Here is a 25,943-nt window from a genome sequence, read left to right as displayed (position 1 = left end):
TGCGGAGGCGGCCAAACCGCTGCCTGAACCGGCCGTCTCGGACATGCCGCTGCTGCGGATCGAGGGCGTCGCCAAATCGTTCGGCAATTTCCGCGCGGTCGACAAGCTCTCGCTCGATATCCGCGCCGGTGAGTTCTTCGCGCTGCTCGGACCGAGCGGGTGCGGCAAGACCACGCTGCTGCGCATGCTCGCCGGCTTCGAGACGCCGGACGAGGGCCGCATCCTGCTCGGCGGCAGCGACATCGCCCGGGTGCTGCCGCATGAGCGGCCCGTCAACATGATGTTCCAGAACTATGCGCTGTTCCCGCATCTGTCGGTGCGCGACAACATCGCCTTCGGCCTCAGGCGCGCCGGCATGGCGCGCAAGGATATCGCGACCCGCGTCGCGGAGATGGTGGCGCTCGTCAAGCTCGAGGGGCTCGAGAAGCGCAAGCCCGACCAGCTCTCCGGCGGACAGCGGCAGCGCGTGGCGCTGGCGCGCTCGCTGGCGCGCCGCCCGCAGGTGCTGCTGCTCGACGAGCCGCTCGCCGCGCTCGACAAGAAGCTGCGCGAGAGCACGCAGGGAGAGCTGATGGAGCTGCAGCGCCGGCTCGGCATGACCTTCATCATTGTGACCCACGACCAGGAGGAGGCGATGACGATGGCCGGCCGGATCGGCGTGATGGATGCCGGCCGCCTGGTCCAGGTCGCCACCCCGCGCAATCTCTACGAGGCGCCGGCCTCGCGCTGGATCGCCGAGTTCGTCGGCGACATCAACCTGTTCAACGGCGAGGTTGCCGCGCGCGATCATGGCCGCCTGACGGTCAGGACGACGGAGGCGGGTACGCTCGCGGTTAGCGAGCTGTGGCCGCCGGTGACCAAGGACGTCGTCAGCGTCGCGATCCGCCCCGAGAAGGTGAAGCTGTCGCGCCGCGCGCCGGCAACGGACGCGGGCGCATCGCAGGCGATCAACCGGCTGGACGGCGTCGTCACCGACGTCAACTATCTCGGCGGCATCACCAGCTACCGGGTGAAGCTGGAGACCGGCGCGGTGGTGCGCTCGTCGATGGCCAATACCGCGCGGCTCGATGTCGACGCCTATCTCGCCGGCCAGCGCGTGGTGGCGTGGTTCACCGCCGACGATTGCCTGGTGCTGGAGCAATGAGCGCGCGCCGCATCTTCGCCCGCCCGGCGCGTTTCGCCGCAATTGCGCCCTATCTGTGGATGGTGCTGTTCTTCCTGGTGCCGTTCGGCTTCGTGCTGAAGATCAGCCTGTCGCAGACCGCGATCGCGCAGCCGCCCTATACGCCGGTGTTCGACTTCTCCGAGGGCCGTGCGGCGTTGGCGGCCGCCTTGGCGCAATTGTCGTTCGACAATTTCAAGCTGCTGGTTCAGGACAATCTCTACATCCTGTCCTATCTGCGCAGCCTCGTCGTGGCGGTGACCTCGACGCTGATCCTGCTTCTGATCGGCTATCCGATCGCCTACGGCATGGCGCGGCTGCCGCAGCGCTGGCAGGCGGTGGCGATGATGCTGGTCATCGTGCCGTTCTGGACCTCGTTCCTGATCCGCATCTATGCCTGGATCAACATCCTGCAGCATGATGGCCTGCTCAACCAGGTGCTGCTGGCGCTGCACATTGTCTCGGCGCCGGTGGTCTGGCTGTCGACCGACAGCGCTATGTATCTCGGCATCGTCTATTCCTACCTGCCGTTCATGATCCTGCCGCTCTATGCGACGCTCTCGAAGATGGACGCGTCGCTGCTGGAGGCGGCCGGCGATCTCGGCGCCTCGCCGCGGCAGGCGTTCTGGCTGGTGACGTTCCCGCTGTCGCTGCCGGGCGTCGGCGCCGGCGCGCTGCTCTGCTTCATTCCGATCGTCGGCGAGTTCGTGATCCCCGATCTGCTCGCCGGCTCCAACTCGCTGATGATCGGGCAGACGCTGTGGCTCGAATTCTTCACCAACAAGGACTGGCCGGTGGCCTCCGCCGCGGCGGTGGCACTGTTGCTGCTGCTGGTGCCGCCGCTCGTGCTCTATGACCGCCTGCAACGGCGTCAGCTCGAGGCCAACCGCTGATGGCAAACGCCGCGACCAGGCTCACGCGTTTCAACATGACATCGCTGGCGCTGGGACTGGCGTTCCTCTATCTGCCGATCGTCATCCTCGTGATCTACTCCTTCAACGCCTCGCGGTTGGTGACGGTGTGGGGCGGCTGGTCGCTGCGCTGGTACCGCGAGTTCTTCAACGACCGCGCCATGCTGGAGGCGGCGTGGATGAGCCTGTCGGTTGCCGCGGTGTCGGCGACGCTGGCGACGTTGCTCGGCACGCTGGCGGCGGTCGGGCTGGCGCGGGGCGAGCGGTTCCGGGGGCGGGCGCTGTTTTCCGGCATGCTGTATTCGCCGCTGGTCATGCCCGAGGTGATCTCCGGCCTGTCGCTGCTGTTGCTGTTCGTGGCGCTGAACGCCGAACGCGGCTTCTGGACGGTGACGATCGCCCACACCACGCTGACGATGTGCTCCGTCACCGTCGTGGTGCAGTCGCGCCTCTCCGCGCTCGACCGCAGCCTGGAGGAGGCCGCGATGGATCTCGGCTGCGATCCGGTGCGGGCGTTCCTCATGGTGACGCTGCCGCTGATCCTGCCTGCGATCATTGCCGGCTGGATGCTCGCCTTCACGCTGTCGCTCGACGACGTCGTGATCGCGAGCTTCACCACCGGTCCCGGCTCGGCGACATTGCCGATCCGGATCTATTCGGAAGTGCGGCTCGGCGTGAAGCCCGAGATCAACGCGATCTGCACGCTGGTGATCGCGCTGATTGCCGTCATCATCGTGATCGCCTCGTTCGCCTCGAAGCTGTCGAACACGCGCGGCGAGAGCGCCGCGCCGTTGTGAGCATTTATGATTTGACCGCGCCGGCGGTCAGCCCGCCGACCATGTAGCGCCTGAAGGCGTAATAGACCGCGGCCGGCGGCAGCGCGTAGATGAAGCCGGTGGTCATCAGAAGCTCCCACGGCGAATCGTCGGCGGCGAGGAAGTTGCCGAGCGCGACCGGCAGCGTGATATCGGTGTCCTTCGACAGCAGCAGGAACGCGTAGAGATATTCGTTCCAGGCGAGCAGGATCGCATAGGTGCCGACCGCGACCAGCGAGGGCATCATCAAGGGCACATAGACCAGGCGGAACAGCTGCAGCGTGGTGGCGCCGTCCATCGTCGCGGCCTCGTCGAGCTCGACCGGCAGCTTGTCTGAGGCTTGTTTGAGCACCCAGATCGCGTAGGGCGCGGCGATCGTGACCATCGCCAGGATCAGCGACCAGTGGGTGTTGAGCAGCCCGTAATTGCCCATGGTGCGGTACATCGGCACGGCGAGGAACGCCGCCGGGATGAAATAGGTGAACAGCGCCATATTCATCACGGCGCGGCCGCCCGGCACGCGCAGCCGCGAGATCGAGAACGCGGCGGCGGTGGCGACGAACAGCGTCAGCGCGCCGACGGCGAGCGCGATCACGGTCGAATTCCAGAACTGGATCCAGAAGTCGCGCAGGAAGTAATGCTGCTGGTGGAACACGATCGAGAAATTGTGCAGCGTCGGATGCGTCGGCCACAGCTTGCCGGTGAACGCGTCCTCCTTCGGCGAGATGGCGAACACGAACATGTGGTAGATCGGGATCATGGTCCAGATGAAGACCGGGATGCCGATCAGCAGCAGCTTGGCTTCGGTGCCGACGTCGCGGAGTGTGGGCAGCTTCATCGCGACAACCGTTTCATCATGAAATAGACCAGCGGCAGCACGAACGGCATCGCGCAGACGATCGAGGCCATCGCCAGCGAGAGTTGGTCGAGCCTGAGATAGCGGATGCCGAGCGTCGACAGCACATGGGTGAGGTCGGCGGGCCCGCCGCCGGTGAGCAGATAGACGCTGTTGAAGTCGCCGAGCGTCCAGATCATCGAGAGCAGCGTGCAGGTGATATAGAGCGTCTGCATCGACGGCCAGGTGATGTAGCGGAATTTCTGCCACCAATTGGCACCGTCGACGTCGGAGGCCTCGTACAGGTCCTGCGAGATGGCGAGCCGCCCGGTCAGGAGGATCAGCGTCCAGAACGGCAGCGACTTCCAGATGTGGACGCCGATCGCCATCGCGAGCGCGACCGCGGGATCGTTCAGCCAGTTCGGGCCGTCGTCGCCGGTGAACTTGAAGATCAGCTGGTTGACTACGCCCCATTCGGGATTGAGCATGAAGCGCACCGACAGGATGGTCGGGATCGACGGCACCGCCCAGGGCAGGATGAAGATCACGGACAGCCACCTGATCCAGGGCCGCTGTTGGGCGAAGAAACCGGACAGGAACAGCGCGATCAGCATCTTGATGTTGATGCCGATGACCAGGAAGATCAGCGTGTTGACCGCCGCGCGCGCGAAGATCGGATCGTTGTAGAGCGCGACATAGCTCGACGGCTGGCGCGCCAGCCACAGGCCGTAGCAGACCGGATAGACCACGAAGGCGAGGAACACGAGCAGATAGGGCGCGAGCAGCACGATGCCCCAGACCTGCGGCGGCGACAGCCTTGCAGACAGCGGCGGCGAGGGGGCATCGGATGCGGAGAGCGTGATCGCCATTCGGTTACTCTTCGAGCGAGATATCGCCGCGTCTAAGCCGTCGTCCCGGCGAAAGCCGGGACCCATAACCACCGGCTTCCGTTGTTGTGCGAAAGCCGTCAACCAGCATACCGCAAAACTGCTGCCGCGGCGTATGGGTCCCGGCTTTCGCCGGGACGACGCGCGGAACGAGCTTTGGCGATGGCCGGTCTCGCAACGCCTACCCCGCGACCTGCTTGATGCGGGCGATCAGTTCGTCGACGGCCTTGTCCACCGGCACCTTCTCGCTGACGACGCGGTTCATGGCCTTGGCCCAGACGTTCTCGTTGTTCAGGATGGTGAACTTCCAGTTCTTGGTGAAGTCGAACGGCGCGGTGCCGCCGGTGAACTGGTTCCACACAGCCTTGCGATGCCGGTCGGCCTGCCAGAACGGGCTCGCCTGGCTCGCCTTGGTCACCGGGAACCAGCGGCCGAGCGCGCCCTCGACATAGGGCCGCACATTGTCTTCCTGCATCAGGAACGCGATGAACTGCTTGGCCTCCGGCTTGTTCTTGGCGTTGGCGAAGATGAGCCCGGTCTTGACGTCGGAGCGGTACTTGATCGTCGAGCCGTCCGGCGCCTTCGGGAACGACGCCGTGATGATGTCGTGCTCATAGGCCTGCTTGCCGGCGGCGCGCTGCGCGTCGGTCAGCGCCGGGTTGGTCGAATCCTCGAACCACTTCGCCGCGATCGAGATCGTGAAATTGTGGGTCATCACGATCGTCTTGTTGTGGAAGGCGACGTTGTTGTCCGGATCCTTCCATGTCGTCGAGGAGGGCGGCGTGCAGCTCTTGATGTAGGTGTCGGTGTAGTCCTTCAGCGCGTGGATCAAGCCGTCGCGCACCTTGGGATCGTCGACCAGGAGCTTGCCGTCATCATCGACCAGCTTGACGTGGTAGGCGTCCATGAAGGTGTAGAACGACTGAAACGAGTCGGTGGATTCCACGCCCATCGGCTGGCCGACGCCGTAGATGCGCTGGCCGGTCGCCTTGCGGATCGCCGGCTGCACCTTGTCGCACCAGAACGACCAGTAATCCTCCCACTTGGTGGGGATGTCGGCGGCCTTGAAGCCGGCCTTCTCCAGCATGTCGCCCCAGATCTGGACGTGCATGCTCTGCTGCTTCAGCGGGAAGCCGTAATAGGACTTCTTCTTGGTGACGTCGTTGTAGAGCAGGGCCGCTTCGAGCGTGTTCGGCGCGAAGGCGTCCTTCATCGGCAGCATGATGTCGGAGAGGTCCTCGAGCTTGCCCTCGAAGGCCCACTTGCCCTGGGCCTGCACATCGTAAGTGTCGGAATAGGCGACGTCGGGCACGGTGCCGGAATCGAGCGCGGCGACCGTCTTCGGAATCATGTCCTGGATCGCGTATTGCGACAGTTCGACCTTGATCCCGGTCTTGGCTTCGAACTTCTTGATCGTGTCGAGCAGCGCGTCATCTTCGGATTTGTAAAATCCCTTGCCCCACCAGACGGTGATCGTCTTGCCCTGGGCCAGAGCGGGTGCAGTTGCGGCGAACAGGCCGACCGCAGCGACCGCAATTGATAGCGCACCGATAACCTTGGATTTCACGTTGTTCTCCCCTCATGACGCCGGCTTATTTTAACCGGTTGGGTAAAACACTAGCGCATGGCTGTGACCCGATAAAGATGTCGCAGCGACGACTTCTGTAGGGGGCTCGCAGCGAGAGTGTGGATCGGTCCCGGTGCATCCATGCGGAAAGTGAATGGATCGATCGACTTGATCAGTTCGATTTGGCATTCTCGGCCGAGGTCGCCGGTCCGCCTCCGGGCGGGCTCGCCGCAGCATCGGGCGCCGGCTGCTTCGCGTTGCCGCCGGTGAAGCGCTCGATCACCGAGCGCACCGCGTCGCGGGTCTTGCGATCCTTCACCGCATCGAGCAGCGGGGCGGATGCGGGCGAGCGGCGGATCAGGCTTTCCGGATCGGGGAAGATCAGGGGATCGTCCCACGGGCCCTGGATCACGAACGGCAGATCGAATCCGTTGCCGCCGCCCGCGGACGAGGTCAGGCTGGCGACGCCCTTGAGATCGTATTCGCGCGACGGCACCGAGGCGGTGCCGGTCAGCGTGATCTTCGCCGCGGGGCTCTCGACATGGATGTCGTCGGCGGTCGCGACGCCGTCGGCGAATTTCACCGAGATGTTGAGGTTGCTGTAGGGCGTCGAGCCGGAGCGGAAATTGCCGCCGCCGGACAGCGGCCGCTTCTCCAGCCGCTTCAACAGCTGTTCGACATTGAAGCCCGCGATTGCGCCGTCATGCCCGTTCAGGGTGGCGGTGCCGTCGAGCGACGATGCCAGCCCGAACGGGCTCGAGCCGGAGGCCATCAGCGAGACGTTGAGGTTGCCGCGGCCGGACAGCTTGTTGATGCCGAACAGTTCGCTGACGCAGGATTGCAGATCGACATCGGTGAACTGGAATTGCGCCCTGACATCGGCGACCGCGTCCGAGCGCGCGATCGCGAACGAGCCCTTGGCGATGCCGCCATACATCTGCGCCTCGCCGACGCTGAGCGCGAGCGCGCCGCCGCGCAGATTGGCGCCGAACGCGGTGCGGCCGAGTTTCGACGGACCGACCGTCACCTTGGCGGCCGACAGGCGCATGTCGAGATCGGTCGATGACAGCGAGGACAGGTCGAACAGCTGCCTGTTCCAGTCGCGCTGGCCGCTGGCCAGCAGGCGGAACGTCGAGATGTAGGGCGTGAAATCGAGATTGCCGGCGGCGAGCGTCGCCTGCAGCGTCTGCCGGCCGTTATTGGCGTAGGTCATCACGCCCTCGGCGACGTTGCCGTCGAGCTCGACATTGACATTGGTGAATGCGACCGAGCCGCCGACCACATTGGCGCGGGCCTTCAGCGCGAAGCGGCCGAAGCCGCCACCGCCGCCGGGCGGCGCCTGTCCCATCCAGCGCAACGCGTTGCGCAGCGACGGTGAGTCCATGGTGGCGACGCCTTCCATCATCAGGCTGGTGCGGTTGGCCACGGTTCCGTCGAATGCAACCTTCAGCGGCGCGCTGGCGAGCCGGGCCTTCAGGCCGGAACGGTCGCCCGACAGAAGCGCGACGAAATCGCTGGCGCTGATCGAGCCGTCGACGCGCTCGCCGCGCCAGTCGAACTGGCCGGTTGCGGCAAAGGAACGCGAGATCGACGGCCAGGCCAGCGACAGGTCGATATCGCCGAGCTGCTCGGAGATGTTGTTGGTCCCATCCTGGTAATTCAGTTCGCCGTCCTGGATCCGGATTTCGGAGAACGACACCTGATTCTCGGCGCCGGGTGTCATCGCCTTGGCGATGGTCTCGACGAACGGTGTCCAGTTGCTCTCGCCGGCGCCGTCGCGGACCACATGGATATGCGGGCGGAGCATCATGACGTCGGCGATCTCGAACCGCCGCAGCAACAGCGGCAGCAGGCGCAGATTGGCGGTCAGCACATCGACCTGCAGCGCGGGACCGACGGTATCGGCGCCCTTCAGCCCGACATTATGGAAGGAGACATAGCTGCCGGGAAAGACTGAAACGTCGATCGGGCCGTTGATGACCAGTTCGAGCCCGGTGACCGCGCGAATCTGGGCTTCCACCGCGCGCTGCAGCGCGTCCCGGTTGAGGAACCATGACGTTCCGACCAGCCCGACGAGCGCCAGGCCGAAAAGCGCCGCGATCGGCATCCCCAGGCGCTTAATTCCTTGGGCCATCGTCAATGACATATCCGGGTCGGGTTGAGTTTTGTCGGGTCGTCGTCGAACACAGTGGGCGCTCGCCGGAGGCCCCTGCCAACCCACGCAACTTGAAGGGTTTTCTTGACGCTTTCAAGGCCATGTTGACGTCGCAGGGCGTCGCCCGTCGCCGCACGGGGCCGTGATTGACGCATCGCGAAGATTTCGCCTAATAATCCGCATTGTCACAGCCGTTTCGCGCCCTCGATCAGGTATTCGCCGCATGAACAAAGTTTATCCCGACGCCAAATCGGCACTCGATGGTCTCCTCAAGGACGGCATGATGATCATGTCGGGCGGTTTCGGCCTCTGCGGCATCGCCGAGACCCTGTCGGACGCGATCCGCGATTCCGGCGTGAAGGGGCTGACGGTCGTCTCCAACAATGCCGGCGTCGACGGCATCGGGCTCAGCCGCCTCCTCGAGACCCGCCAGATCAAGAAGATGATCTCGTCCTATGTCGGCGAGAACAAGCTGTTCGCCCAGCAATATCTCGCCGGCGAGCTCGAGCTCGAATTCAACCCGCAGGGCACGCTGGCCGAGCGCATCCGCGCCGGCGGCGCCGGAATCCCGGCCTTCTACACCAAGACCGGCGTCGGCACGCTGATCGCCGAAGGCAAGGAAGTGAAGGAATTCGACGGCGAGAAGTACATCATGGAGCGCGGCCTGTTCGCCGACGTCGCCATCGTCCATGCCTGGAAGGGCGACACCGCCGGCAATCTGGTCTACCGCAAGACCGCGCGCAACTTTAACCCGATGATGGCCACCGCCGCGAAGGTCACCGTCGCCGAGGTCGAGCACCTGGTGCCGGCCGGCGAGATCGACCCGGACCACATCCACACCCCCGGCATCTTCGTCAAACGCATCATCGAGGTCGGCACGGCCAAGAAGCGGATCGAGTTCCGCAACACCCGTCCGCGGCCGGCCGCTTAAACCCAATTCTGCAGGAGAGCCTCATGGCCTGGACCCGTGAACAGATGGCCGCCCGCGCCGCCAAGGAATTGCGCGACGGCTACTACGTCAATCTCGGCATCGGCATCCCGACGCTGGTTTCGAACTACATCCCCGACGGCATCGACGTCAGCCTGCAGAGCGAGAACGGCATGCTCGGCATGGGCCCGTTCCCCTATGAGGACGAGGTCGACGCCGACCTGATCAACGCCGGCAAGCAGACCGTGAGCGAATTGCCCTCGACCAGCTATTTCTCCTCGGCCGAATCCTTCGGCATGGTGCGCGGCGGCCATATCGACCTGTCGATCCTCGGCGCCATGCAAGTGGCCCAGAACGGCGACCTCGCCAACTGGATGATCCCCGGCAAGATGGTGAAGGGCATGGGCGGCGCCATGGACCTCGTCGCCGGCGTCAAGCGCGTCGTGGTCGTGATGGAGCATTCCGCCAAGGACGGCCCCAAGCTGCTCAAGCAGTGCAACCTGCCGCTGACCGGCGAGCGCGTGGTCGACATGGTCGTGACCGATCTTGCGGTGTTCACCATCGACAAGCACGGCAAGGACGGCATGGCGCTGATCGAGCTCGCCGACGGCGTCACGCTCGACGAGGTCAAGGCCAAGACCGAAGCGGAATTCCGCGTCGCGCTGAAGAACACCTGAGATGATTGGCGCGGGACGATCCTCGATCCGTCCCGCACGATCCGACGACGCCGGTTTCATCGCGCGCGTCGTCCTTGCCGCACAGCGCGGCCCGCTGCCGCGCGGCTGGTGCGACATCGCGCTGGACCGGCCGGAGGACGAATGCCTCGCGTTCATGACGCGGCTCGCTGCTGCGCGGGTGAAATCATGGTATCACGTCGCCCACTTCCTGATCACCGAGGTCGATGGCATTCCCGCGGCCGCGCTCTGCGCGATGCCGGCATCCGGAACGGTCGTCGCCGCGCGCGCGGCGATCGAGGAGGTGGCGGCGCAGCTCGGCATGGATGCCGATGCCATCGTGGCGCGCGGCGGCTATGCCCGTAATTGCTGGGTGCAGGGCGGCGAGGGCGACTGGCTGATCGAGCATGTCGCAACCGATCGAGCTTATCGCGGCAACGGCCTGGTGCAGCCGCTGATCGGCCGCGCACTCGCCGACGGCAGGGCCGCCGGCTTTGCGCGGGCGTCGATCTCGTTCCTGATCGGCAACGGCGCGGCCGAACGCTGCTACACCAAGGCCGGCTTTGCCTTCGCCGAAGAGAAGCGCGACGCCGCCTTCGAGGCGCTGACCGGCGCGCCCGGCTTTCGCAGATTTGCGCGCGCGATTTGAGCCGTTCACGGCAAATGCTGCCGCATCCACCGCTGTCGTCCTGGCGAAGGCCAGGACCCATAACCACCGCATTCGGTGATGAACGGGATCGTGGCCCCGGCCTCGCGCAACAATTGAGATTTGGGGTAATGGCTCCTGGCTTTCGCCAGGACGACACCGAATGTGGGCGCGGCCTACATTCAGATCGTTCTCCCGGCGAAAGCCGGGACCCATAGCCACAGGATAGCGTTGTTGAAAAGCAGGCCGTGGCCCCAGCGTCGCGCAACAATTCTCATTTGGGGCAATGGGTCCCGGCCTTCGCCGGGACGACGCTGCGGATGGTTCTCGATTCAAGATGTCAAACGCGGTGTCATCACCCGCGCATGTTCGAATGCGACTCCCTCCCCACGCCTAAAATCGAACACGGCGGTCATGACGGTCGCGTCTCCGGAGATATTTTTATTGTCATCTGCGTGTCGCGTCAGTCCAAACGCTTGTCGTGATAGTCCAAGTGTCGGGACCTTGCGCCGTCGTAGTCATCCTTGCGCTCCGATTGTCTCCATCATCGAGGACTGATCCGTGATTGAGGTTTTTCGCCGCTCGTTCGTTGTCGGCCTGCTGTCGCTCGGCCTGGCTCTGCTGTCACCCCATGGCGCGCAGGCGCGGTGGCCAGCGAGGCGCCGCTGAAGCCGGTCGCCGATCCCTTCATCGGCAAGAACATCCGCGGCGTGGCGCGGCTTGCCGAAGGCCTCGACCCGATCAGCGACGAGGACGTCAACTGGGGTATCTACAAGCGCGCCGGCGACAAGAAGGGCGAGCATGTCACTCCCTTACGTCGCCGCACCTGCCGACAATTTGGGCAGATCGCCCAGCTAATCCGGTTTCACCTCGACGGCATCTCTGCCTAGTCTGATGCGGGCGGAGATGGACAGCATGCGAGCGATCCTTGATCACTGCACCGGCGGGACGCGGCGGAGCCTGCCGGCCGGCACGGATTTCGTCGAGGAGGGCGGCAAGACAGGTCACCTGTTCGTGCTGCTCGACGGCAAGGTCGAAGTCCTGAAGGGCGATAGTCTGGTAGCCGTCATCGACGAGCCCGGTGCTGTGTTCGGCGAGATGTCCGTTCTGCTCGACAGGCCGCACAGCGCCAAGGTGCGCACGGCCTCCGATTGCGTGCTGTACGAATTCGACGATGCGGCGTCGTTCCTGCGGGAGCAGCCTGCGGTGGCGCTTCTGATCGCGCAGTTGTTGGCGCAACGGCTTCATGTCGCGACGACCTATCTTGCCGACCTGATGCACCAATATGCCGACCACGGCACCCATCTGGCGATGGTCGGCGAGGTGCTGCAGAGCATGATCAACCTGCCGCCGATGCAGGTCGCGCCAGGCTCGGATCGGCAATCCGATCCAAGGATGTAAGCCAGTCCGGCGCCTCGCGCAGCGGCGTTGCCGGCCGGGACAACGGCTTCCCGAGATCGACGATCTGCGCATCGCCGGCGGCGAGCCAGAACGCCTTGTCCTGATCGAGGTCGAGCACGATGTAGACCGGCGGCCGGCCGGGCTGCAGGCCGGTATTGAACACCCAGGTCGTCCCGATCCGGTCGAACCACGACCCGCTCTGGATGAACGGCGACTGATGCACGTGGCCCGAGATCACCATCGCCGGATGATGGCGCTCGATCCATCGCTTGAGTTCGACGTCGCCGAAAAAGCGCTTGCCGCCCCAGCTCACCGGTGAATCCGCCGGCGGGGCATGATGGACCCAGACCCAGCGGCGATGCGGGATAGCAGCGGCCCCGCCAAGCTGAGCGTCGATCCGCGCCTTGACCATCGGGCCGTCCCACCACGGACACACCGTAAACAGCGTGTCGTCGATGGTCAGGTTGTCGCCGTCGCAGGCAATGCCGGCTTCCCTGATGCCGGCGACCCAGCGCGCGATCTTCTCGCCTTCCGCATTGCGCTCGTCGAGGTCGTGATTGCCCGAGCAGAAGATCACCCGGGTGACGTCGGCGAGCCGCGCGAGGTATTTGGTGACCACGACGATCTGGGCGCGGAAATCGACCGCCGAGCCGAGGTTGAGCGCATCGCCGGCGAAGATCACGAGATCGAATTGCGGCGCGGCCGCGAGCAGCCAGTCGAACTGCGGCAGTGAATAGTGCAAATCGGCGACGACGAGGCAGCGCATCCGCCAGATCCAGATGCCCGTGAAAACAGGGCGAGTCCGCAAGGCAATGAATTTCAAGCAAGCTGAACTGCAGCAAGATTTATGCCGTGCCGCGTAGGCCCGGCGCGACAGATTTTCGCAGCGATGTTGAGCACGTAGTCGGGCTCCCTCCCCCCTTGCGGGGGAGGGTGGGGAGAGGGGTGAGCCTCGGGCGAGATGTTCGACGTGAGCGAGGTCTCACAATCTCAATCGTGCGGTGTCGAAGGGAGTCGGAGAGGACTTGCCGTGTGGCCCCCCTCTCCCCAACCCTCCCCCGCAAGGCAGGAGGGAGCCCTTCCGCTAATGCGTCCCTCACGGAGGAAGCGAGGAAGGTGATCCGTTCGCATGTTGCGAATGGCTCACGCCCTTGCGGCTGCGTGGGCGAAGGTCACCTCGATCAGCGTGCCGGTGCGGCCGCCGGTCTTGATCTGGAATTTGGCGCGGTTGGCTTCGACCAGCGCCTTGGTCAGCGACAGGCTGACGCCGCCGGAGCCGGCCTGGTCGGATGGCGCCGGCGCGCGGAACGGCTCGAGCGCGGCGGCGACCTCGTTGTCGTTGAGGCTCTGGCCGGTGTCGCGCACGCGCAGCATCACCTCGCCGAAATCCGATAGCGCAGTCGAGACGATCACCTGGCCGCCGGCATTGGCGAGATGGATCGAGTTGCCGATCAGGTTCAGCGTGATCTGGCGCAGCGCGCGGGCGTCGGCGACCACAGGCGGCAGCGTGTGCGCGAGCGAGGTGCGGATGATGATGCGCTCGCGGTTGGCCTGCGGCTGCATTACCGCGACGCAGCTCTCCACCATCTCGTTGAGGTTCTGATTGGTGAAGGCGAGGTCGAGCTTGCCGGTCTCGATCCGCGACAGGTCGAGCAGGTCGTTGACGATGGCGATCACCCGCTCGCCGGAGGCGCGGATGTCCTTCATGTATTCGACATAACGCTCGTTGCCGAGCGCGCCGAAGCGCTCCGATATCATCACCTCGGCGAAGCCGATGATGGCGTTGAGCGGGGTGCGCAGTTCGTGGCTGATCCGCGCCAGCATGTCGGACTTGGCATTGGCCGCGCGTTCGGCGAGCCGCCGCGCCTCGCGGATTTCGCCCTCGCTCTTCTTGGTCTGCGTGAGGTCGCGGAACACGGCGAAGAAGTTCGGCCCGTCGGCGCGGGTGCGGCCCATCGTCACCGACAGCGGGATGATGCCGCCCTGGCGGACGCGGCCGAGCGTCTCGCGGCCGTGGTCGAGCAGGCTGGCGACGCCGGCAGATTTCACGCTGGTGAGATAGTCGAGGATGCCGTGCTGGCTCTCCGGCGCGAACAAGTCGGCGAGATTGTGCTTGATGAACTCGTCGCCGTCATAGCCGAACAGCGCTTCCGCGCTGCGGTTGCAGGAATGGATGTTGCCCTCGGCATCGAACATGATGATGCCTTCGGCGGCGGTGTCGAGGATGGCGCCGAGCTCCTCGGCGTCGGCGTGGCCGGCCTGCGCCGGCGGCGGTGCAAGCACCGGCTCCGCGATTGCGGCAGGCTCCGGATCGGACAGCGCGGCGGCGACGGCGGCGTCTTCCTCCAGCGTGCGCGAGAAGATCAGCGCCAGCGCGGACTCTTCGTTCCAGCTGATGGTGTGCAGCCGCGCCTCCGCGGACACCGCAGGCACGCTGCCGTCCGCGCTCTGGTTCGCGGAGATCGTCACCGGCGTGCCGGTGCCGGAGGTGCTGCTCGCCTGCGAGACGCCGGGCTCGACATAGAGCGCGTCGAGGCCGCCTGCGGCTTCCAGCGCGTGCAGGCTGTCATGGCCCATGCGCGCGAGGAAGGCCTGGTTGGCATAGAGCAGGCGGTCGAGCCGGTAGATCAGGATGCCGACCGGCAAAAGATCGAGCAGCGCGCGATCGCGCCGGGAATCCGCGCGCGGCGCCGGCGCTGTTTCGCCCAGCCAGCCCGGCTTTGGCGTGTCGGCCGGCGGCTCCTGCTGTGCGACCGTCTCCTGCTGCGGCGCCTCCGCCGCCTGCAGCGGCTCGCTCGCGGGCGGCTCTGCGGCAACCGGCTCCGTTGCCGCACTCCCGTTCGTCGGTGCGGTGAGGCCGGCTTCGCTCTCGAGCCGCGCCGACAATTGGCGGGCGAGCTCGTTGAAGGCGTTGTTCTCGACCGGCGTCAGCGACGGCGGCCGCGTGTCGCCCGCGGGGCGGAACGGCACCACATTCGGTGGCGGGTCGTGACGCACTTCGTGCGCTTCCTCGTGCGGTTCCACGGCGTGATCCGGATCGGCTTGGTGTGAAGTCTCTGTGGTGGTCGGTTCGGTCAATTCCTCGGCTGGTGCTATCGCGGTCGGCTCGGGCGGCGGCTCCGCCTGCGGCGGAGAAACATCATGTGGCGCGGCGGGCCCGGGCGGCGCATCGGTGCGCGGCGAAGGCGCGACGCCGGCCGACAGCGATCGCGGCGCGACCGCGCCGCTGAAGAACTCATAGCGGCGCAATGCGGCGAGTCGCGCAAGCCCGTCCAGGTCGCGGCACACACCAAAGCCGCGATAGCCGGCGAAATTCCGGGAACGGTCGAACACCGGCAGGCCGGACAGTTCGACCGGCAACCGGCCGCCGCCGTCGACCGGCCAGTGCAGCGTGATGCCGCTCCAGGTGTCGTGGCTGGCGAACGCCTGCATGACGCGGCCCTCGGGGTCGAGGCCAAAGCTCTCGGCGATGTCGCTCCACAGCCGGCCGAAGCCGGCCGCGGTGTGCAGGCCGATCAGGCGGGTAAATTCGTCGGAGCCGAGCGAGAAGCGCGCTTCGTGGTCCATCTGCCACATGAAGCGAAGCGGATGCCGCCGCACCGGCAGCGGCTCGTCGAGCCAGGATGGCGGCGGCACCGGCGCTGATGTCGCTGGTTCGGGAGCCGGTGGCGGAGCGGATACATCCGCGATCGCATAGGGCGAGGGGACAGGATCGGCGGGTGGCGCCGATGTTTCCGGCGCCGGCGCGGTTGCCGTCTCTTCGAGAACAGGCGCGGGCTCCGGCGCAGGCTCTGCGACCTGCGCTTCAGCCGGCGCCTCGATCAGCGCTTCCGACAGCGGCTCCTCGACGGCGGGCGTTGCGTCGGGTGTGGTGTCGAGAGCGGGGCTCTCGACGGTCTCTGCATGCGCCGGTTTTGCCGCGGCGGGAGATAGTGCGGCGTCCTGAGGCACGGGCTCGGTCGCGCTGAAGATCTGCTCGGCTGCTTCTTCCAGCGCCGGATCAAGCGCATCGAACAGCGCGAGGGTGGCCGGCGCTTCGCTCGCCGGCACAGGGGGCTCGTGATGCACGACGGGTTGCTCGACGGCGACCGATGCCGGTGGCGGCTCGACTGCGACGGACTCTTGCGGCGTTGCCGGTGAAGGCACCGGTGTCTCCGGGGCAGCCGTTTCCGCCGCAACCGCATCAGGCACGGCCGGCGCCGCCGGTTTTGCGGAGAGACGCGGCTTGATCAGCGCGACCAGCGCGCGATCCGCGCCGCGGCCGATCCGCTGCAGCACGACGCGGCCGATCGCAACGCTGGCCGCCGCGCGGCCCTGCGCCAGCGCCTCGTCGCGCGTGGCATCGAGACCGGCCTCGGTGAGGTCGTGCAGGCCGGGCAGCGAACGCGCCCCCTCATTGGCTGCGATCAGCAGTCCGTCGCCGCTGAAGGCGGCCGCCGGCCGCTGCAATCCCTGCATCAGCCGCTGCAGTCGCTCGGCGAGCGGCATGCCGCGGCCGTTGGCATTGAGCGCCGACATCAGGATGCCGTGGCTGCCGTCGGGCAGGTCGATCCGCCTGCAGCCGCAGGTCGCGAGCATCCCGGGCGCTGCGCCGAACCCGCGCAGCCGTTCCAGCCGCATTGCGCCGTTGAGGCCGAGGCTGTGGCCGAGCCGCGCGACCTGGCGGCGATGCGGATCGGCCGGACCGAACGCGCGCTTCACCAATTCGGCGCCGTCGGCGGCACCGAATACCTGCGCACCGACCGGATTGGCCCAGAGAATCCGTGCGCCGTCGGCCGACCACAGCCAGGCCGGCAGGGGGCTCGTCGCATGGTCCGCCAGCCTGACATCGCCTAGCGCCTGGATCTGGAACTCCGCGTCACTCATCACGCAAGATTTGACCGCATAGGTTTGGCTTCTTCCTTAGCTCAGCCGAAGCGCCGACAGCCGCAGGACGACAGCCTTAACAGAAGGTTAGTATCGCAACTGGGGGGCGGCAGGTCCATGACCGCAGCAAAACTGCCCCCGGTAAAGCCGGGATAACGTTAACTTCGCTGAACGATCCACAGCCGTTTTGCGTTGTCGGGCGAAGTGTGGTTGCTGCGAAAGCGGCGTGGTGCGGAACCAGACGGCACCGCGTCACACCTGCGATTGCAGTGCCGCGATATCCTGTCGTCTATTCTACCTTGTATTCCACCTTGGGCCCGCAGGGCCAACAGGCGGGCCGATCACCAGCGAGGGAGAGCGACCATGAGTGACAACGGGCGTGACCATTTCGAGATCCCCAAGTTCGAAATCCCGAAGGACATGCGGTCGATGGCGGAGGCGAGCTTCGATCAGGCCCGCAAGGCTTTTGAGCAGTTCGTGACCAACGCGCGGGACGCCGCCGGCAAGATCGAGGAGCGCAACGCCACGGTGCGCGCCGGCGCCAAGGACCTGTCCACCAAGGCGCTGTCCTATGCGGAAAAGAATGTGCAGTCGTCGCTGGACTATGCCCAGTCGCTGCTCAAGGCCAAGGACCTCACCGAGGTGATGAAGCTGCACAGCGAATATGTGCAGGGCCAGATGCGTGCGCTCGCGGAGCAGGCCAGCGAAATGGGCCAGGCCGTCAGCCGCGCGGCGATGGATGCGGTCAAGCCGAAGAACTGACGGGGGCGGCTGATCGGGGCCGATTGTGGCAGGCCCGGCCTTGGTCGGGCGCGGCAACCCCATATTCCGCCATATAAAAAATATGGCGTCGCACGCGATCTTACGTTGCGTTGCACAAAATTGACATGATATGGGTGTTTATTAGGCGCGCCCGACGAAGGGCACTCCCGTGAATCAAGGCAGCGTGATCCATTTCAGCGCTCCCGGCCTGATGGGCTCCGGGACGTCCGCAATGGTCACATCTACTCACCCGTTGCGAAGGATTACACGTATGACCAACCCGTCCGATCCGTTTTCCGCTTCGATCATCCCGTTTGAAGTTCCCGAACAGGTCCGCGCGTTCGCCGAAAAGGGCGTGCTGCAGGCCCGCGACAGCTACGCCAAGTTCAAGGACGCTGCCGAGACCCACAACTCGACCGTCGAGGCCGTGTTCACGTCGATGAACAAGGGTGCCACCGCGTACTCGGCCAAGCTGATCGAGTTCTTCAAGGCCAACACCACCTCGTCGCTCGACTTCGCCCAGGAGCTGTTCAGCGTGAAGTCGCCGACCGAGGCGGTCGAACTGTGGACTCAGCACGCCCGCAAGCAGTTCGAGACCTTCACCGCGCAGGCCAAGGAACTGGCCGAGCTCGGCCAGAAGGTCGCCAGCGAGACCGCCGAGCCGATCAAGGCCAGCGCCGCGAAGTTCGCCCATCAGCCGGCCGCCTGATCTCAGGTCTGCAAGATCCAGCCGAAGGCTCGGGCCGAAGCGGTCCGGGCCTTTTGCTTTGATGAGGAAACGGCCGCGTTCGCGTTTTCGAGCCGGACGGAGCCCGGTTTGCGCCACGAAAGCGCGTTAAGACAAAGCGGGTCGAGGTGCAAAAGCCCGCGTTAAAGCCTTGCCAAAGCGCGGCGTTGCACCTAGTTTCCGCCCGAAATCGCCGCCCCCTTTACGCCGGGCCGTGCGTCAGGATGCAGTTGTAGCTCAGTTGGTTAGAGCGCCTGTCTGTGGAACAGGAGGTCGGTGGTTCGAGCCCACCCAACTGTACCAGCGAAATCAATCAGTTAGAGAAATATCCGCAGCTTCGAAATCCCGTATAGCTACCATATAGCTACCACGACGACGTTAGTCTTGCGCAACTGGATCTCGCTCGTACGACTTAGTCGAAAAATATTTGCGGCGAGCGCTTTCAACAGAATCGACGATGGCAACTTGCCCACGCATTGCCGTTGCTCTCTCAAGGCTGAAACAGGGGTTCGATTCCCCTTGGGAGCGCCAGCAAACTCAGGCGCGGATCGCGTCCCCTGGCGTGGTGTAACTGGCGGCGGGGCACCGCGTTCGCCGTTAAGAAAGCAGGGCTTCTGAAATAGTGGGTTTCAGGGTGTAGCGGACCCTTGGCTCGAACCCCGACGCCTCACAGCGGCTTCGACATGTTGGATAGTAGGCGCGCGGCACTGCAGCATTCTGTTCTTGCAAACAGACCGTCTCCACCTCGCGCCTTTTGACGATCGGGGCTATTCTTTCCTCACTTGATCGTGGTCGGCGAACCGCATCAAGCTTGGCCCTGTTGGCGCCTTCCCGCGTGCGCGAGATTTGGCGCACAGCTTTCGTTAGTGATCAAATGGCGCATGGTGGCCAAAAGGGTTTCGGCATGACCAAACACGGCCGATCGGGGCACGCGACCCGGTCGCCCCGTTTCCGCTTCCTGCAGAAGCTCGAGGCACAGAAGAACGATCGCAAGGACCGCTCCCGGATCAAGGACCCGAAACAGTCCATCGACGAGCTATTCCATTCCCAGAAGCCAGCGCGAACCTAACGGACTAATCGGTCAACCGACCATGCCGAGAACGCGCAACGAAATCGCAACGAATTGGGTGAAACGACGGTGAACAAAACGGGGCGGAAACCCTCGTCACCGCGAGAAAGATCAACAACTTAGAGGGTGTTCACTGCGTTCGGGACGCAGGGGTCGCAGGTTCGAATCCTGCCACTCCGACCATTTTTTCAAGCGCTTATAGTTTCGATGCTTTTTCTGCGCAATGAAATGCGCAACGATTTGAGGCGCGGCAGCCATGCCCGACGACCTCGAGGCACACGCCAAGGACGTCGAGGAGCTATCCGCGACGACCTTACGCTGCTCGAAACTGGAAAAAAGACGACCGGGGAGCGCGAGGGAACTGGCCCTTGGCGTAACGCCGCCTAAAACATCATCAAGCACCACAAGTCCTCCCTTCGGACCCACGAGCTGATTTTGGCCAGCATCAAAGCACGAATTGGTCGTGGCGAGTAGTGCTCAGCTCAGCGCCTTCCGCCAAATGCCTCGGCAGCCTCTTCCTGGAAGTCAGGGTGGTGATGGCCGTAGTTGGTCTCCAGTTGCTCAACTGTCATACCGAGCCAACCAGCAGCTTCCCCACATGTCAACGCCCGCTTGCATCAGCCAGGTCGCTGCGGTGTGCCGCAGTGAGTGGCGGACCACGTCGTCGCCCAGCCCCGCATCCTCCAGAATGCCTTCCCAGGCTGATCGGTGCTCATGAGGCCTTTGGCTCGGCCGCTAGGTCCAAGTTGTATGCGAAATCTGCTCCTCGGGAAGGATTGCCTCTAAGCTGGTGCGGCAATCGGCGGTTCTGGAGTACAAATCGGACTGTTTCCGGACTCTTAATCAGCGGGTCCCAAATGCGGTGATGCCGAGCCATACGCGATAGAGTGCGCCGGCGATCTTCAGCGCCGTGAACGTTTCGACGCTAGCCATCACCAGGGCAGAGATGCCGATCGCGCCGGCGAGGACGTGCACGAACCCACCGAACCCCAGGCCGATGCCGGATGCCAGACCTCGGCTCGACCGCCGGCAAGCGTACGAGCGACGATGTAGAAGATTCCCGGCCCGGGCGTGATGGCGCAGCGTTGCTTAAAGATACGGGCCACCGTAGCGTCTGCCTTCCTTAGGCGACATATGGCTCCAGAACCGGGAGGCTGAGGGCGCTGGTCGCTGCTCTTTGGGTGGCGATGCGTTCGCCGGCCCCGCGTACCAGCGCAAGTTTGCGTTTGTCCCGATCGACGCAGGCGAGGATCTGGTCACTGGATGCGGCCTTGATTTGCTCAGGTTCGCAAAGATTGGCGCCCGCCAAGCGACAATAATCGCCGCGTAGCAAGTCCCCACCAATGACTTGAGCAAGTTCGACAGCCGCGCCTGGTACCCCATAGGTCAAGCGAATAGCGAGCCGTCTTATCCGATCGCCAAGATCAAGAGTTGGATGCAGGATTTCCGCAACGCGGGCTGCAACGGATACGAGATCGCACGTGCGCGAGGCGACTGAGCGGATAGGGCCTGCGGCGCCCCCAAACGCGCCACCAAATTGCGTCATAACCCTCTCGATATCGTTCATGGCACGACCTGAAATGAACAGGAGACAGGCGACGGCCTTTTTGGCGCGCAGCGTGGATTGATGCTCTTCTGTTATGCGTTGATAAAGAGCATTCAGGACCTGCCCAGGTACGCCTTGGCCGCGTAACTCGTTCGGCCATAGTTGAGGTTCTTTTTGTGTGCTCTTCTTGTTTATCGGAAAGAGAACCTCATCGACCTCCAGCGTCGCTTGTGCAGCGGTGATCAGGACTGGATCACTGATTTCCTCAGGCCGAAGCGTGCCGAGGCAATCGACGAGAGCAACAATCGAGCCGACTTCTGCGGCGCTTTCCCCAGCCAGACGGCCGAGTTTGGTAAGTTCGTAGGCCCCTGCCGCGCTTTTTTGAACAAGCTGATGATGTTCTAGGTCAGCCAAGGCGGAGAGAAGATCCGCTCGATCCCATTGCCAACCGGTATGAGCCCGACACGCCTGGAAGGCGCCGAAGCTCGATTCAAGAAACTCGATGATCTCTTCACTCGGTACACCTTCACCTGCAGCGCGGCGGGCGGCGACCAGCACCCGGATGATGAGGGACCGTGCATCCGTTTCGCCGTCCAAAAAGCGCGAGATCAGATCCTCCGGCATCGCAGTAACGTACCGAGACCAAAGATCGTGCTCGGCACGGGGATCGAGAGCCAGAAGATACGAAGCGCCTTTCTCCGAATAGCCTAGCCGTCCCGCGCGCCCCACCAGATTCTTGTATTCGGCGACCGAATACGGTTCATCACCGGGATGGTCCAACCCGGCAATGATGACAGAGGACGCGGGTGTGTTGACGCCCATCGCCAAAGTGGTTGTCGCGGCGATAACCCTAAGTCCAGAATTCGGACGCCGGAACTCCTCTTCGACAATGCGCCTCTCTTCACGCTCAAGGTCGGCGTTATGGAAAGCGACCCCATGTCCCAGCGCGCTTCGCAGATCGGTGCTGGCTTGCGACGGATCTCCGCCAGGCATTTGTGCCAAGGCATCTGTAGCCGGAGGAAGCCCGAGAGCCCCGGCAAGGTAGTTGGCGCAGCCCCGAGCTTCGCCCTTGGTCTCGCGGAATACGATAACCTGTTGGCCCTCGCTCACAAGCTTGCGCACCAGCGGGATGATAAGGTCCTGACTTGAGCCCTTGCCGAATATAGGCTGGATCAGAGGACCCTCGACTTTTTCCGTTCCCGTCGCCGGGTCGATGAAGCGGAAATAGCCATTGCCGAGAAGCAGACCTTCATCAAGCGGAACGGGCCTTTCCGTCCGTCGAAGGAGCCGGGCTCCAAGCCACTGCTCAAGACCATTAGTGTCGCCGATCACGGCAGAGAGCGCGATGATTTGTGGCTCGATCCCTTCATGCCGCCGCATGCGGATGAGGGTCAGGATGAACTCCAAATTGGCGCCGCGTCCGCGATCAGCGATCATCTGGGCTTCATCGATCACGATCACGCCGACCTGCGCCAACACATGCGGAAAGGTGAGGGCGATGGCGGCAAATTTCTCATAAGTCAGTAGCCCAATATCGTACCGGCCCTTCAGGAGCGGCGAGATATCGTCCGTCTCGCCGGTCGCCTCCACGGTGCGTATACCGAACGCGCCGTACACGTTCTCGAAGTACCTTCGCTTGTCCGCTACGAGAGCCTTCAGCGGAAGCAAGAACAGAGCGCGCCTTCGGTCGATGACGCTGCGAAGCGCAGCGAGCTCGCCAACCATTGTTTTGCCGGAGGATGTTGGAGCCGACACAACCAGATTTTCGCCATCCAAAACGCCGAAATCGTTGATGGCGGCGATCTGGAGCGCGTTGAGTGCCGGAATCGCACCTGCCCAGGCGGTGATTAGGCCGTCCGGAAAACCTGCGCCGGTAAGGCTGGCAAGATCAGAACTGATCTTCGCAGGCATTCGTTCTGGGAACGCGGCCCGATACTTGTCCCCTGCGACAAATACCGGCCACTCAATGCCTCCATCGATACTTCCGCGCATGGTGGGGTTCTGTTGTTTTCCCCCTTGTAGTGCAGCGGCCTTTACCCGGTTGGTGACGTGTTCTATAAGACGGTAAAGGGAGATCTTGCCGGCATTGGCGACTTCCTCGGCACCACGCAGCGCCTCCAGCAAATAATGTGTGAGGAATCCATGCCCGAACCGGCGATCTTCATAAGCCGGTTCATTCGCCGCGGACGCCGTCAAGATGATCCGGCCCTCGCCGGCGAGTTGAGCTAATCTCGCTTCTGTCGATTCAAGGCTTCGTGGCTTGGTATCAACCCGTAAGACCTTTGCGCCAATGCCTCCCGAGAAGCAGCAGTCAAGGAATAGAACGAGTCGCTTCGCAGGTATCCGCGCGAACCATTCTTGCAGGACATCAAGCGGCACGGCGGAACCGCTAAGATCGGCCAAATCAGCATCATGAGTGACGAGCTCGTGCGTCTCAGATCCGTGCCCCGAAAAAGCAATCACGACGGTATCTTCGGGATCACACGTAGCCAGTCTGCCGAATTCGGCTTCTAAGCCTTCGCGCGTTGCGCTCTCGTCTGTGAGCAGCGAGCTTTCGCCTCCGAGAGTGTCCGAGAACACCGCTTCCAGCGCCATCGCGTCGCGTCGGGCGCAGGTGAGTTCATCTATGTCTTGGGAGGCGTAACGGTCGATGCCGATGAAGAGACCGCGAAACGCCATCATGCACCTTTAGGACCTGACGATCCCGACCGAGAATGCCGTGTTCGGCTTCTCGGCCTTTTCAAGCACGACAGGGGAGAAGCTTTTTTCCTGAGCGATCTGCTTGTTCCCAACCTTCTCGAACCAGACGCACCAAACCGCCGCTTCCTGGAGCATTGCGGTTATGCCGACCTTTTCGACCGTCATCACGGGGCCGCCTGATTTCACTCGAACCAGGTCGCCCGGTTTGAATTCACTGCCTTCCATTTTTCATCTCTTTCGAGTTGCCTTGAGCCTGCTGGGCCTTGGGATTTGTAACATCAATTTGTTCTTTATTTGTTCGTTTCGCAACTGGTCCTGAATCATCGTCCACAGGACGCGTCTGGGTAGAAGTAGATTGGTTTGGAAAATCGCACAAAAATCAACGGATGATTGATAAATATTGGAAATTTCAAACTAGCCTGCGGTTTGGAAATATGCTATTATATCAATCATGGATAGACAAAAGGGCCAACTCCTAAACCAGCTCGACAAGCTCCTTCCCGAAGGGTTGGTCGTGGATTCCGTTTGGCTCAAGCGGCACGGTTACTCCACTCAGCTCCAACATCTGTATGTGATGCGCGGTTGGCTTGAACAGCCAACCCGAGGGGTTTTCCGGAGACCACGTTACGAACTGAGCTGGCAGCAGGTCGTCATATCCCTGCAAGGCATCCTGAATTATTCACCGCTCGTCGTGGGCGGCCGCACGGCACTCGAATTACAAGGCTACGCTCACTACCTGCCGCAAGCGACGACCCGAGTTCATCTCTACGGTCCCAAGTCGCCGCCGTACTGGCTCGACAAGCTGCCGCTGTCTGTCAAGTTCGTCTACCACAATGACCGGCGGCTCTTCAAAAACGAACCCGTCGCGAAGGGCATAAGCAGCGTCCGCTGGAATGTCGAAACCGGCGAGATGACGGACTTTACGGCGTTTCGAGGAGGCGACATAGCTCGACTGAACTGGGGGCAATGGGACTGGCCTCTAACCCTGTCAACGCCCGAGCGCGCCGTTTTCGAACTCCTCGACGAATTGCCCAACAACGAAAGCTTCGAACAGGTCGATGCCCTGCTCGGTGGCCTTGCCAATCTTCGCCCCGATCGCTTGCAAAAGCTCCTGAAGGATTGCGCAAGCGTAAAGGTCAAGCGTCTCTTCCTTTATTTCGCCGACCGCCACAACCATGCCTGGCTCAAACGGCTGAACAAGGAAGCCGTCGATCTTGGTCATGGCAAACGCATGCTCGTCAGAGGCGGTGTTCTCGATCCGACCTATCAGATAACAGTGCCGGGAGATCTCGATGGCGTTCGCTGACGCTTACAAAAAACAGGTCGCGCTCTTGCTGCGCACTCTCCCATTTGTCACCGAAGAGAAATGCTTTGCCCTGAAAGGCGGTACCGCGATCAATCTTTTCGTGCGCGACTTGCCGCGCCTCTCGGTCGATATTGATCTAACCTATATTCCTGTCGCGCCACGCGCTGAATCCCTTGCCAATATCGATGCAGCCATGAAACGCATCGTCGCCAAGATCAAAGAGAAGATCCCCGGGGCACAGGTCCATGAGACCCGCAAAGAGGGCACGATCGTCAAACTCGTGGTTCGCTCGCAGAACGTCCAGATCAAGATTGAAGTCACGCCTGTACTACGTGGCTGCGTTTTCGAGCCGGTCGTAACTTCGGTGCGTCCCGCCGTTGAGGAGGCGTTCGGATTCGCTGAGGCTCGCACGGTCTCTTTTGCTGACCTTTATGGCGGAAAAATCGTCGCCGCTTTGGATCGCCAACATCCGCGTGATTTGTTCGATATTCGCGATCTGCTGGCCAATGAAGGAATCACCGATGAACTCCGCAAGGCCTTCATCGTCTACCTCCTGAGTCACGACCGGCCGATGTTTGAGGTACTTGGCTCGCCTCAAAAAGATATCAGCGATGAATTCCTTCACGGCTTCGAGGGTATGACGGATAAACCCGTTTTGAAGTATAACCTTATTGCGGCGCGCAAGACCCTGGTTGAAGAAATTGTCGGTAAGATGCCAGAGGCTCACCGGAAATTTCTCGTCTCGTTCGAGCGCGGCGAGCCGGACTGGGATCTCCTCGGCATCCCCGCTGCTGCCGATCTGCCTGCCGTCAAATGGCGTCAGCAGAATCTCGATAAGCTATCGAAAGAAAAGCGCGCGGAGCTCGTTGCGGCCCTTGAAAAGGTTCTCTTCAAATAAGCCTCGCGCCGATCTCGATTAACGTCTGCTCCCGCTAGGCTTTATCTCCGATCAACCAGAAGAGATACACATGAAAGTCATCACCATC

The 25,943-nt window shown here is 63.2% G+C and carries 21 protein-coding genes and 1 tRNA gene; 13 read left to right on the top strand and 9 right to left on the bottom strand.

Annotated features, from left to right (window positions below):
* Nucleotides 1–43: 43 nt before the first annotated feature.
* The 3 genes from ACVILL_RS06995 to ACVILL_RS06985 are packed head-to-tail and all read left to right on the top strand — an operon-like array spanning nucleotide 44 to nucleotide 2,870.
* Nucleotides 44–1,144: an ABC transporter ATP-binding protein gene (locus tag ACVILL_RS06995; RefSeq protein ID WP_456734197.1), complete on the top strand. Its 1,101-nt coding sequence runs from the start codon at nucleotides 44–46 to the stop codon at nucleotides 1,142–1,144.
* Nucleotides 1,141–2,055, top strand: a complete 915-nt coding sequence (locus ACVILL_RS06990) for an ABC transporter permease (protein WP_456728404.1) — start codon at nucleotides 1,141–1,143, stop codon at nucleotides 2,053–2,055. The genes ACVILL_RS06995 and ACVILL_RS06990 overlap by 4 nt, the downstream gene beginning before the upstream one ends.
* Entirely contained in the window at nucleotides 2,055–2,870 is an 816-nt protein-coding gene (locus ACVILL_RS06985; protein ID WP_456728403.1) for an ABC transporter permease, read from the top strand. Before ACVILL_RS06990 ends, ACVILL_RS06985 begins: the two co-directional genes overlap by 1 nt.
* 4 nt (nucleotides 2,871–2,874) lie before the next feature.
* On the opposite strand, the gene ACVILL_RS06980 is transcribed toward ACVILL_RS06985, so the two are convergent.
* The 4 genes from ACVILL_RS06980 to ACVILL_RS06965 all read right to left on the bottom strand — a co-directional run bounded on the left by ACVILL_RS06980 (nucleotide 2,875) and on the right by ACVILL_RS06965 (nucleotide 8,311).
* Entirely contained in the window at nucleotides 2,875–3,726 is an 852-nt protein-coding gene (locus ACVILL_RS06980) for a carbohydrate ABC transporter permease (protein ID WP_456728402.1), read from the bottom strand.
* On the bottom strand, nucleotides 3,723–4,592 hold the full coding sequence (locus ACVILL_RS06975; protein WP_456728401.1) for a carbohydrate ABC transporter permease: 870 nt from the start codon (nucleotides 4,590–4,592) through the stop codon (nucleotides 3,723–3,725). The genes ACVILL_RS06980 and ACVILL_RS06975 overlap by 4 nt, the downstream gene beginning before the upstream one ends.
* Before the next feature lie 199 nt (nucleotides 4,593–4,791).
* The gene (locus ACVILL_RS06970) at nucleotides 4,792–6,177 is read right to left on the bottom strand and encodes an ABC transporter substrate-binding protein (protein ID WP_456728400.1); all 1,386 of its coding nucleotides are present in this window, start codon (nucleotides 6,175–6,177) and stop codon (nucleotides 4,792–4,794) included.
* Nucleotides 6,178–6,349: 172 nt separating this feature from the next.
* Nucleotides 6,350–8,311: an AsmA family protein gene (locus tag ACVILL_RS06965; RefSeq protein ID WP_456728399.1), complete on the bottom strand. Its 1,962-nt coding sequence runs from the start codon at nucleotides 8,309–8,311 to the stop codon at nucleotides 6,350–6,352.
* A gap of 244 nt (nucleotides 8,312–8,555) precedes the next feature.
* On the opposite strand from ACVILL_RS06965, the gene ACVILL_RS06960 reads away from it, so the two are divergent.
* The 5 genes from ACVILL_RS06960 to ACVILL_RS06940 all read left to right on the top strand — a co-directional run bounded on the left by ACVILL_RS06960 (nucleotide 8,556) and on the right by ACVILL_RS06940 (nucleotide 11,981).
* Nucleotides 8,556–9,263, top strand: coding sequence for a CoA transferase subunit A (locus tag ACVILL_RS06960; RefSeq protein ID WP_456728398.1), 708 nt, complete (start codon nucleotides 8,556–8,558; stop codon nucleotides 9,261–9,263).
* Nucleotides 9,264–9,286: 23 nt separating this feature from the next.
* Nucleotides 9,287–9,937 (top strand): 3-oxoacid CoA-transferase subunit B, encoded by a 651-nt coding sequence (locus ACVILL_RS06955; protein WP_456728397.1) that lies wholly within the window; start codon nucleotides 9,287–9,289, stop codon nucleotides 9,935–9,937.
* Nucleotide 9,938: 1 nt separating this feature from the next.
* A complete protein-coding gene (locus tag ACVILL_RS06950; protein ID WP_456728396.1) occupies nucleotides 9,939–10,583 on the top strand; it encodes a GNAT family N-acetyltransferase in 645 nt (214 codons plus the stop codon).
* Nucleotides 10,584–11,227: 644 nt separating this feature from the next.
* Nucleotides 11,228–11,470: a hypothetical protein gene (locus ACVILL_RS06945; RefSeq protein WP_456728395.1), complete on the top strand. Its 243-nt coding sequence runs from the start codon at nucleotides 11,228–11,230 to the stop codon at nucleotides 11,468–11,470.
* A gap of 25 nt (nucleotides 11,471–11,495) precedes the next feature.
* Complete coding sequence (locus ACVILL_RS06940) at nucleotides 11,496–11,981, top strand: Crp/Fnr family transcriptional regulator (RefSeq protein ID WP_456728394.1); 486 nt, start codon at nucleotides 11,496–11,498, stop codon at nucleotides 11,979–11,981.
* Here the strand turns inward: ACVILL_RS06940 and ACVILL_RS06935 are convergent.
* Together ACVILL_RS06935 and ACVILL_RS06930 are read right to left on the bottom strand one after the other, a co-directional pair.
* Nucleotides 11,920–12,747, bottom strand: coding sequence for a metallophosphoesterase family protein (locus tag ACVILL_RS06935; RefSeq protein WP_456728393.1), 828 nt, complete (start codon nucleotides 12,745–12,747; stop codon nucleotides 11,920–11,922). The two genes, ACVILL_RS06940 and ACVILL_RS06935, sit on opposite strands and share 62 nt — an antisense overlap.
* 377 nt (nucleotides 12,748–13,124) lie before the next feature.
* Nucleotides 13,125–16,847, bottom strand: coding sequence for a PAS domain-containing protein (locus ACVILL_RS06930; RefSeq protein WP_456728392.1), 3,723 nt, complete (start codon nucleotides 16,845–16,847; stop codon nucleotides 13,125–13,127).
* A gap of 363 nt (nucleotides 16,848–17,210) precedes the next feature.
* Between ACVILL_RS06930 and ACVILL_RS06925 the strand changes: the two genes are divergently transcribed.
* From ACVILL_RS06925 to ACVILL_RS06915, 3 genes are all read left to right on the top strand, one after another.
* On the top strand, nucleotides 17,211–17,609 hold the full coding sequence (locus ACVILL_RS06925; protein WP_456728391.1) for a phasin family protein: 399 nt from the start codon (nucleotides 17,211–17,213) through the stop codon (nucleotides 17,607–17,609).
* Nucleotides 17,610–17,880: 271 nt separating this feature from the next.
* Nucleotides 17,881–18,318, top strand: coding sequence for a phasin (locus ACVILL_RS06920; RefSeq protein WP_456728390.1), 438 nt, complete (start codon nucleotides 17,881–17,883; stop codon nucleotides 18,316–18,318).
* Nucleotides 18,319–18,562: 244 nt separating this feature from the next.
* A tRNA-His gene (locus tag ACVILL_RS06915) sits at nucleotides 18,563–18,639 on the top strand.
* 1,609 nt (nucleotides 18,640–20,248) lie between these two features.
* On the opposite strand, the gene ACVILL_RS06910 is transcribed toward ACVILL_RS06915, so the two are convergent.
* The 3 genes from ACVILL_RS06910 to ACVILL_RS06900 form a co-directional block, all read right to left on the bottom strand.
* The gene (locus ACVILL_RS06910; RefSeq protein WP_456728389.1) at nucleotides 20,249–20,380 is read right to left on the bottom strand and encodes a hypothetical protein; all 132 of its coding nucleotides are present in this window, start codon (nucleotides 20,378–20,380) and stop codon (nucleotides 20,249–20,251) included.
* 148 nt (nucleotides 20,381–20,528) lie between these two features.
* The gene (locus ACVILL_RS06905; RefSeq protein ID WP_456728388.1) at nucleotides 20,529–23,633 is read right to left on the bottom strand and encodes a DEAD/DEAH box helicase; all 3,105 of its coding nucleotides are present in this window, start codon (nucleotides 23,631–23,633) and stop codon (nucleotides 20,529–20,531) included.
* 6 nt (nucleotides 23,634–23,639) lie between these two features.
* Nucleotides 23,640–23,876, bottom strand: a complete 237-nt coding sequence (locus ACVILL_RS06900) for a DUF2158 domain-containing protein (RefSeq protein ID WP_456728387.1) — start codon at nucleotides 23,874–23,876, stop codon at nucleotides 23,640–23,642.
* Nucleotides 23,877–24,102: 226 nt separating this feature from the next.
* On the opposite strand from ACVILL_RS06900, the gene ACVILL_RS06895 reads away from it, so the two are divergent.
* Together ACVILL_RS06895 and ACVILL_RS06890 are read left to right on the top strand one after the other, a co-directional pair.
* Nucleotides 24,103–24,957 carry a type IV toxin-antitoxin system AbiEi family antitoxin domain-containing protein gene (locus ACVILL_RS06895; protein ID WP_456728386.1) on the top strand — a complete coding sequence of 285 codons (855 nt, stop codon included), beginning with the start codon at nucleotides 24,103–24,105 and terminating at the stop codon, nucleotides 24,955–24,957.
* The gene (locus ACVILL_RS06890) at nucleotides 24,944–25,855 is read left to right on the top strand and encodes a nucleotidyl transferase AbiEii/AbiGii toxin family protein (protein ID WP_456728385.1); all 912 of its coding nucleotides are present in this window, start codon (nucleotides 24,944–24,946) and stop codon (nucleotides 25,853–25,855) included. Before ACVILL_RS06895 ends, ACVILL_RS06890 begins: the two co-directional genes overlap by 14 nt.
* Nucleotides 25,856–25,943 lie beyond the last annotated feature (88 nt).

It is taken from the genome of Bradyrhizobium sp. USDA 3364 (genome assembly GCF_054056355.1).
Note: the sequence above shows the minus strand (reverse complement) of the source record. Positions and strands in the feature narration are given on the sequence as shown.

Excerpts from the sequence above, each read along its gene's own strand:
- ACVILL_RS06890 (WP_456728385.1), top strand. The coding sequence starts at position 24,944 with ATGGCGTTCGCTGACGCTTACAAAAAACAGGTCGCGCTCTTGCTGCGC.
- ACVILL_RS06895 (WP_456728386.1), top strand. The coding sequence starts at position 24,103 with ATGGATAGACAAAAGGGCCAACTCCTAAACCAGCTCGACAAGCTCCTT.
- ACVILL_RS06925 (WP_456728391.1), top strand. The coding sequence starts at position 17,211 with ATGAGTGACAACGGGCGTGACCATTTCGAGATCCCCAAGTTCGAAATC.
- ACVILL_RS06930 (WP_456728392.1), bottom strand. The coding sequence starts at position 16,847 with ATGAGTGACGCGGAGTTCCAGATCCAGGCGCTAGGCGATGTCAGGCTG.
- ACVILL_RS06980 (WP_456728402.1), bottom strand. The coding sequence starts at position 3,726 with ATGAAGCTGCCCACACTCCGCGACGTCGGCACCGAAGCCAAGCTGCTG.
- ACVILL_RS06900 (WP_456728387.1), bottom strand. The coding sequence starts at position 23,876 with ATGGAAGGCAGTGAATTCAAACCGGGCGACCTGGTTCGAGTGAAATCA.
- ACVILL_RS06950 (WP_456728396.1), top strand. The coding sequence starts at position 9,939 with ATGATTGGCGCGGGACGATCCTCGATCCGTCCCGCACGATCCGACGAC.
- ACVILL_RS06995 (WP_456734197.1), top strand. The coding sequence starts at position 44 with ATGCCGCTGCTGCGGATCGAGGGCGTCGCCAAATCGTTCGGCAATTTC.
- ACVILL_RS06990 (WP_456728404.1), top strand. The coding sequence starts at position 1,141 with ATGAGCGCGCGCCGCATCTTCGCCCGCCCGGCGCGTTTCGCCGCAATT.
- ACVILL_RS06955 (WP_456728397.1), top strand. The coding sequence starts at position 9,287 with ATGGCCTGGACCCGTGAACAGATGGCCGCCCGCGCCGCCAAGGAATTG.
- ACVILL_RS06920 (WP_456728390.1), top strand. The coding sequence starts at position 17,881 with ATGACCAACCCGTCCGATCCGTTTTCCGCTTCGATCATCCCGTTTGAA.
- ACVILL_RS06975 (WP_456728401.1), bottom strand. The coding sequence starts at position 4,592 with ATGGCGATCACGCTCTCCGCATCCGATGCCCCCTCGCCGCCGCTGTCT.
- ACVILL_RS06985 (WP_456728403.1), top strand. The coding sequence starts at position 2,055 with ATGGCAAACGCCGCGACCAGGCTCACGCGTTTCAACATGACATCGCTG.
- ACVILL_RS06960 (WP_456728398.1), top strand. The coding sequence starts at position 8,556 with ATGAACAAAGTTTATCCCGACGCCAAATCGGCACTCGATGGTCTCCTC.
- ACVILL_RS06940 (WP_456728394.1), top strand. The coding sequence starts at position 11,496 with ATGCGAGCGATCCTTGATCACTGCACCGGCGGGACGCGGCGGAGCCTG.
- ACVILL_RS06905 (WP_456728388.1), bottom strand. The coding sequence starts at position 23,633 with ATGATGGCGTTTCGCGGTCTCTTCATCGGCATCGACCGTTACGCCTCC.
- ACVILL_RS06935 (WP_456728393.1), bottom strand. The coding sequence starts at position 12,747 with ATGCGCTGCCTCGTCGTCGCCGATTTGCACTATTCACTGCCGCAGTTC.
- ACVILL_RS06965 (WP_456728399.1), bottom strand. The coding sequence starts at position 8,311 with ATGGCCCAAGGAATTAAGCGCCTGGGGATGCCGATCGCGGCGCTTTTC.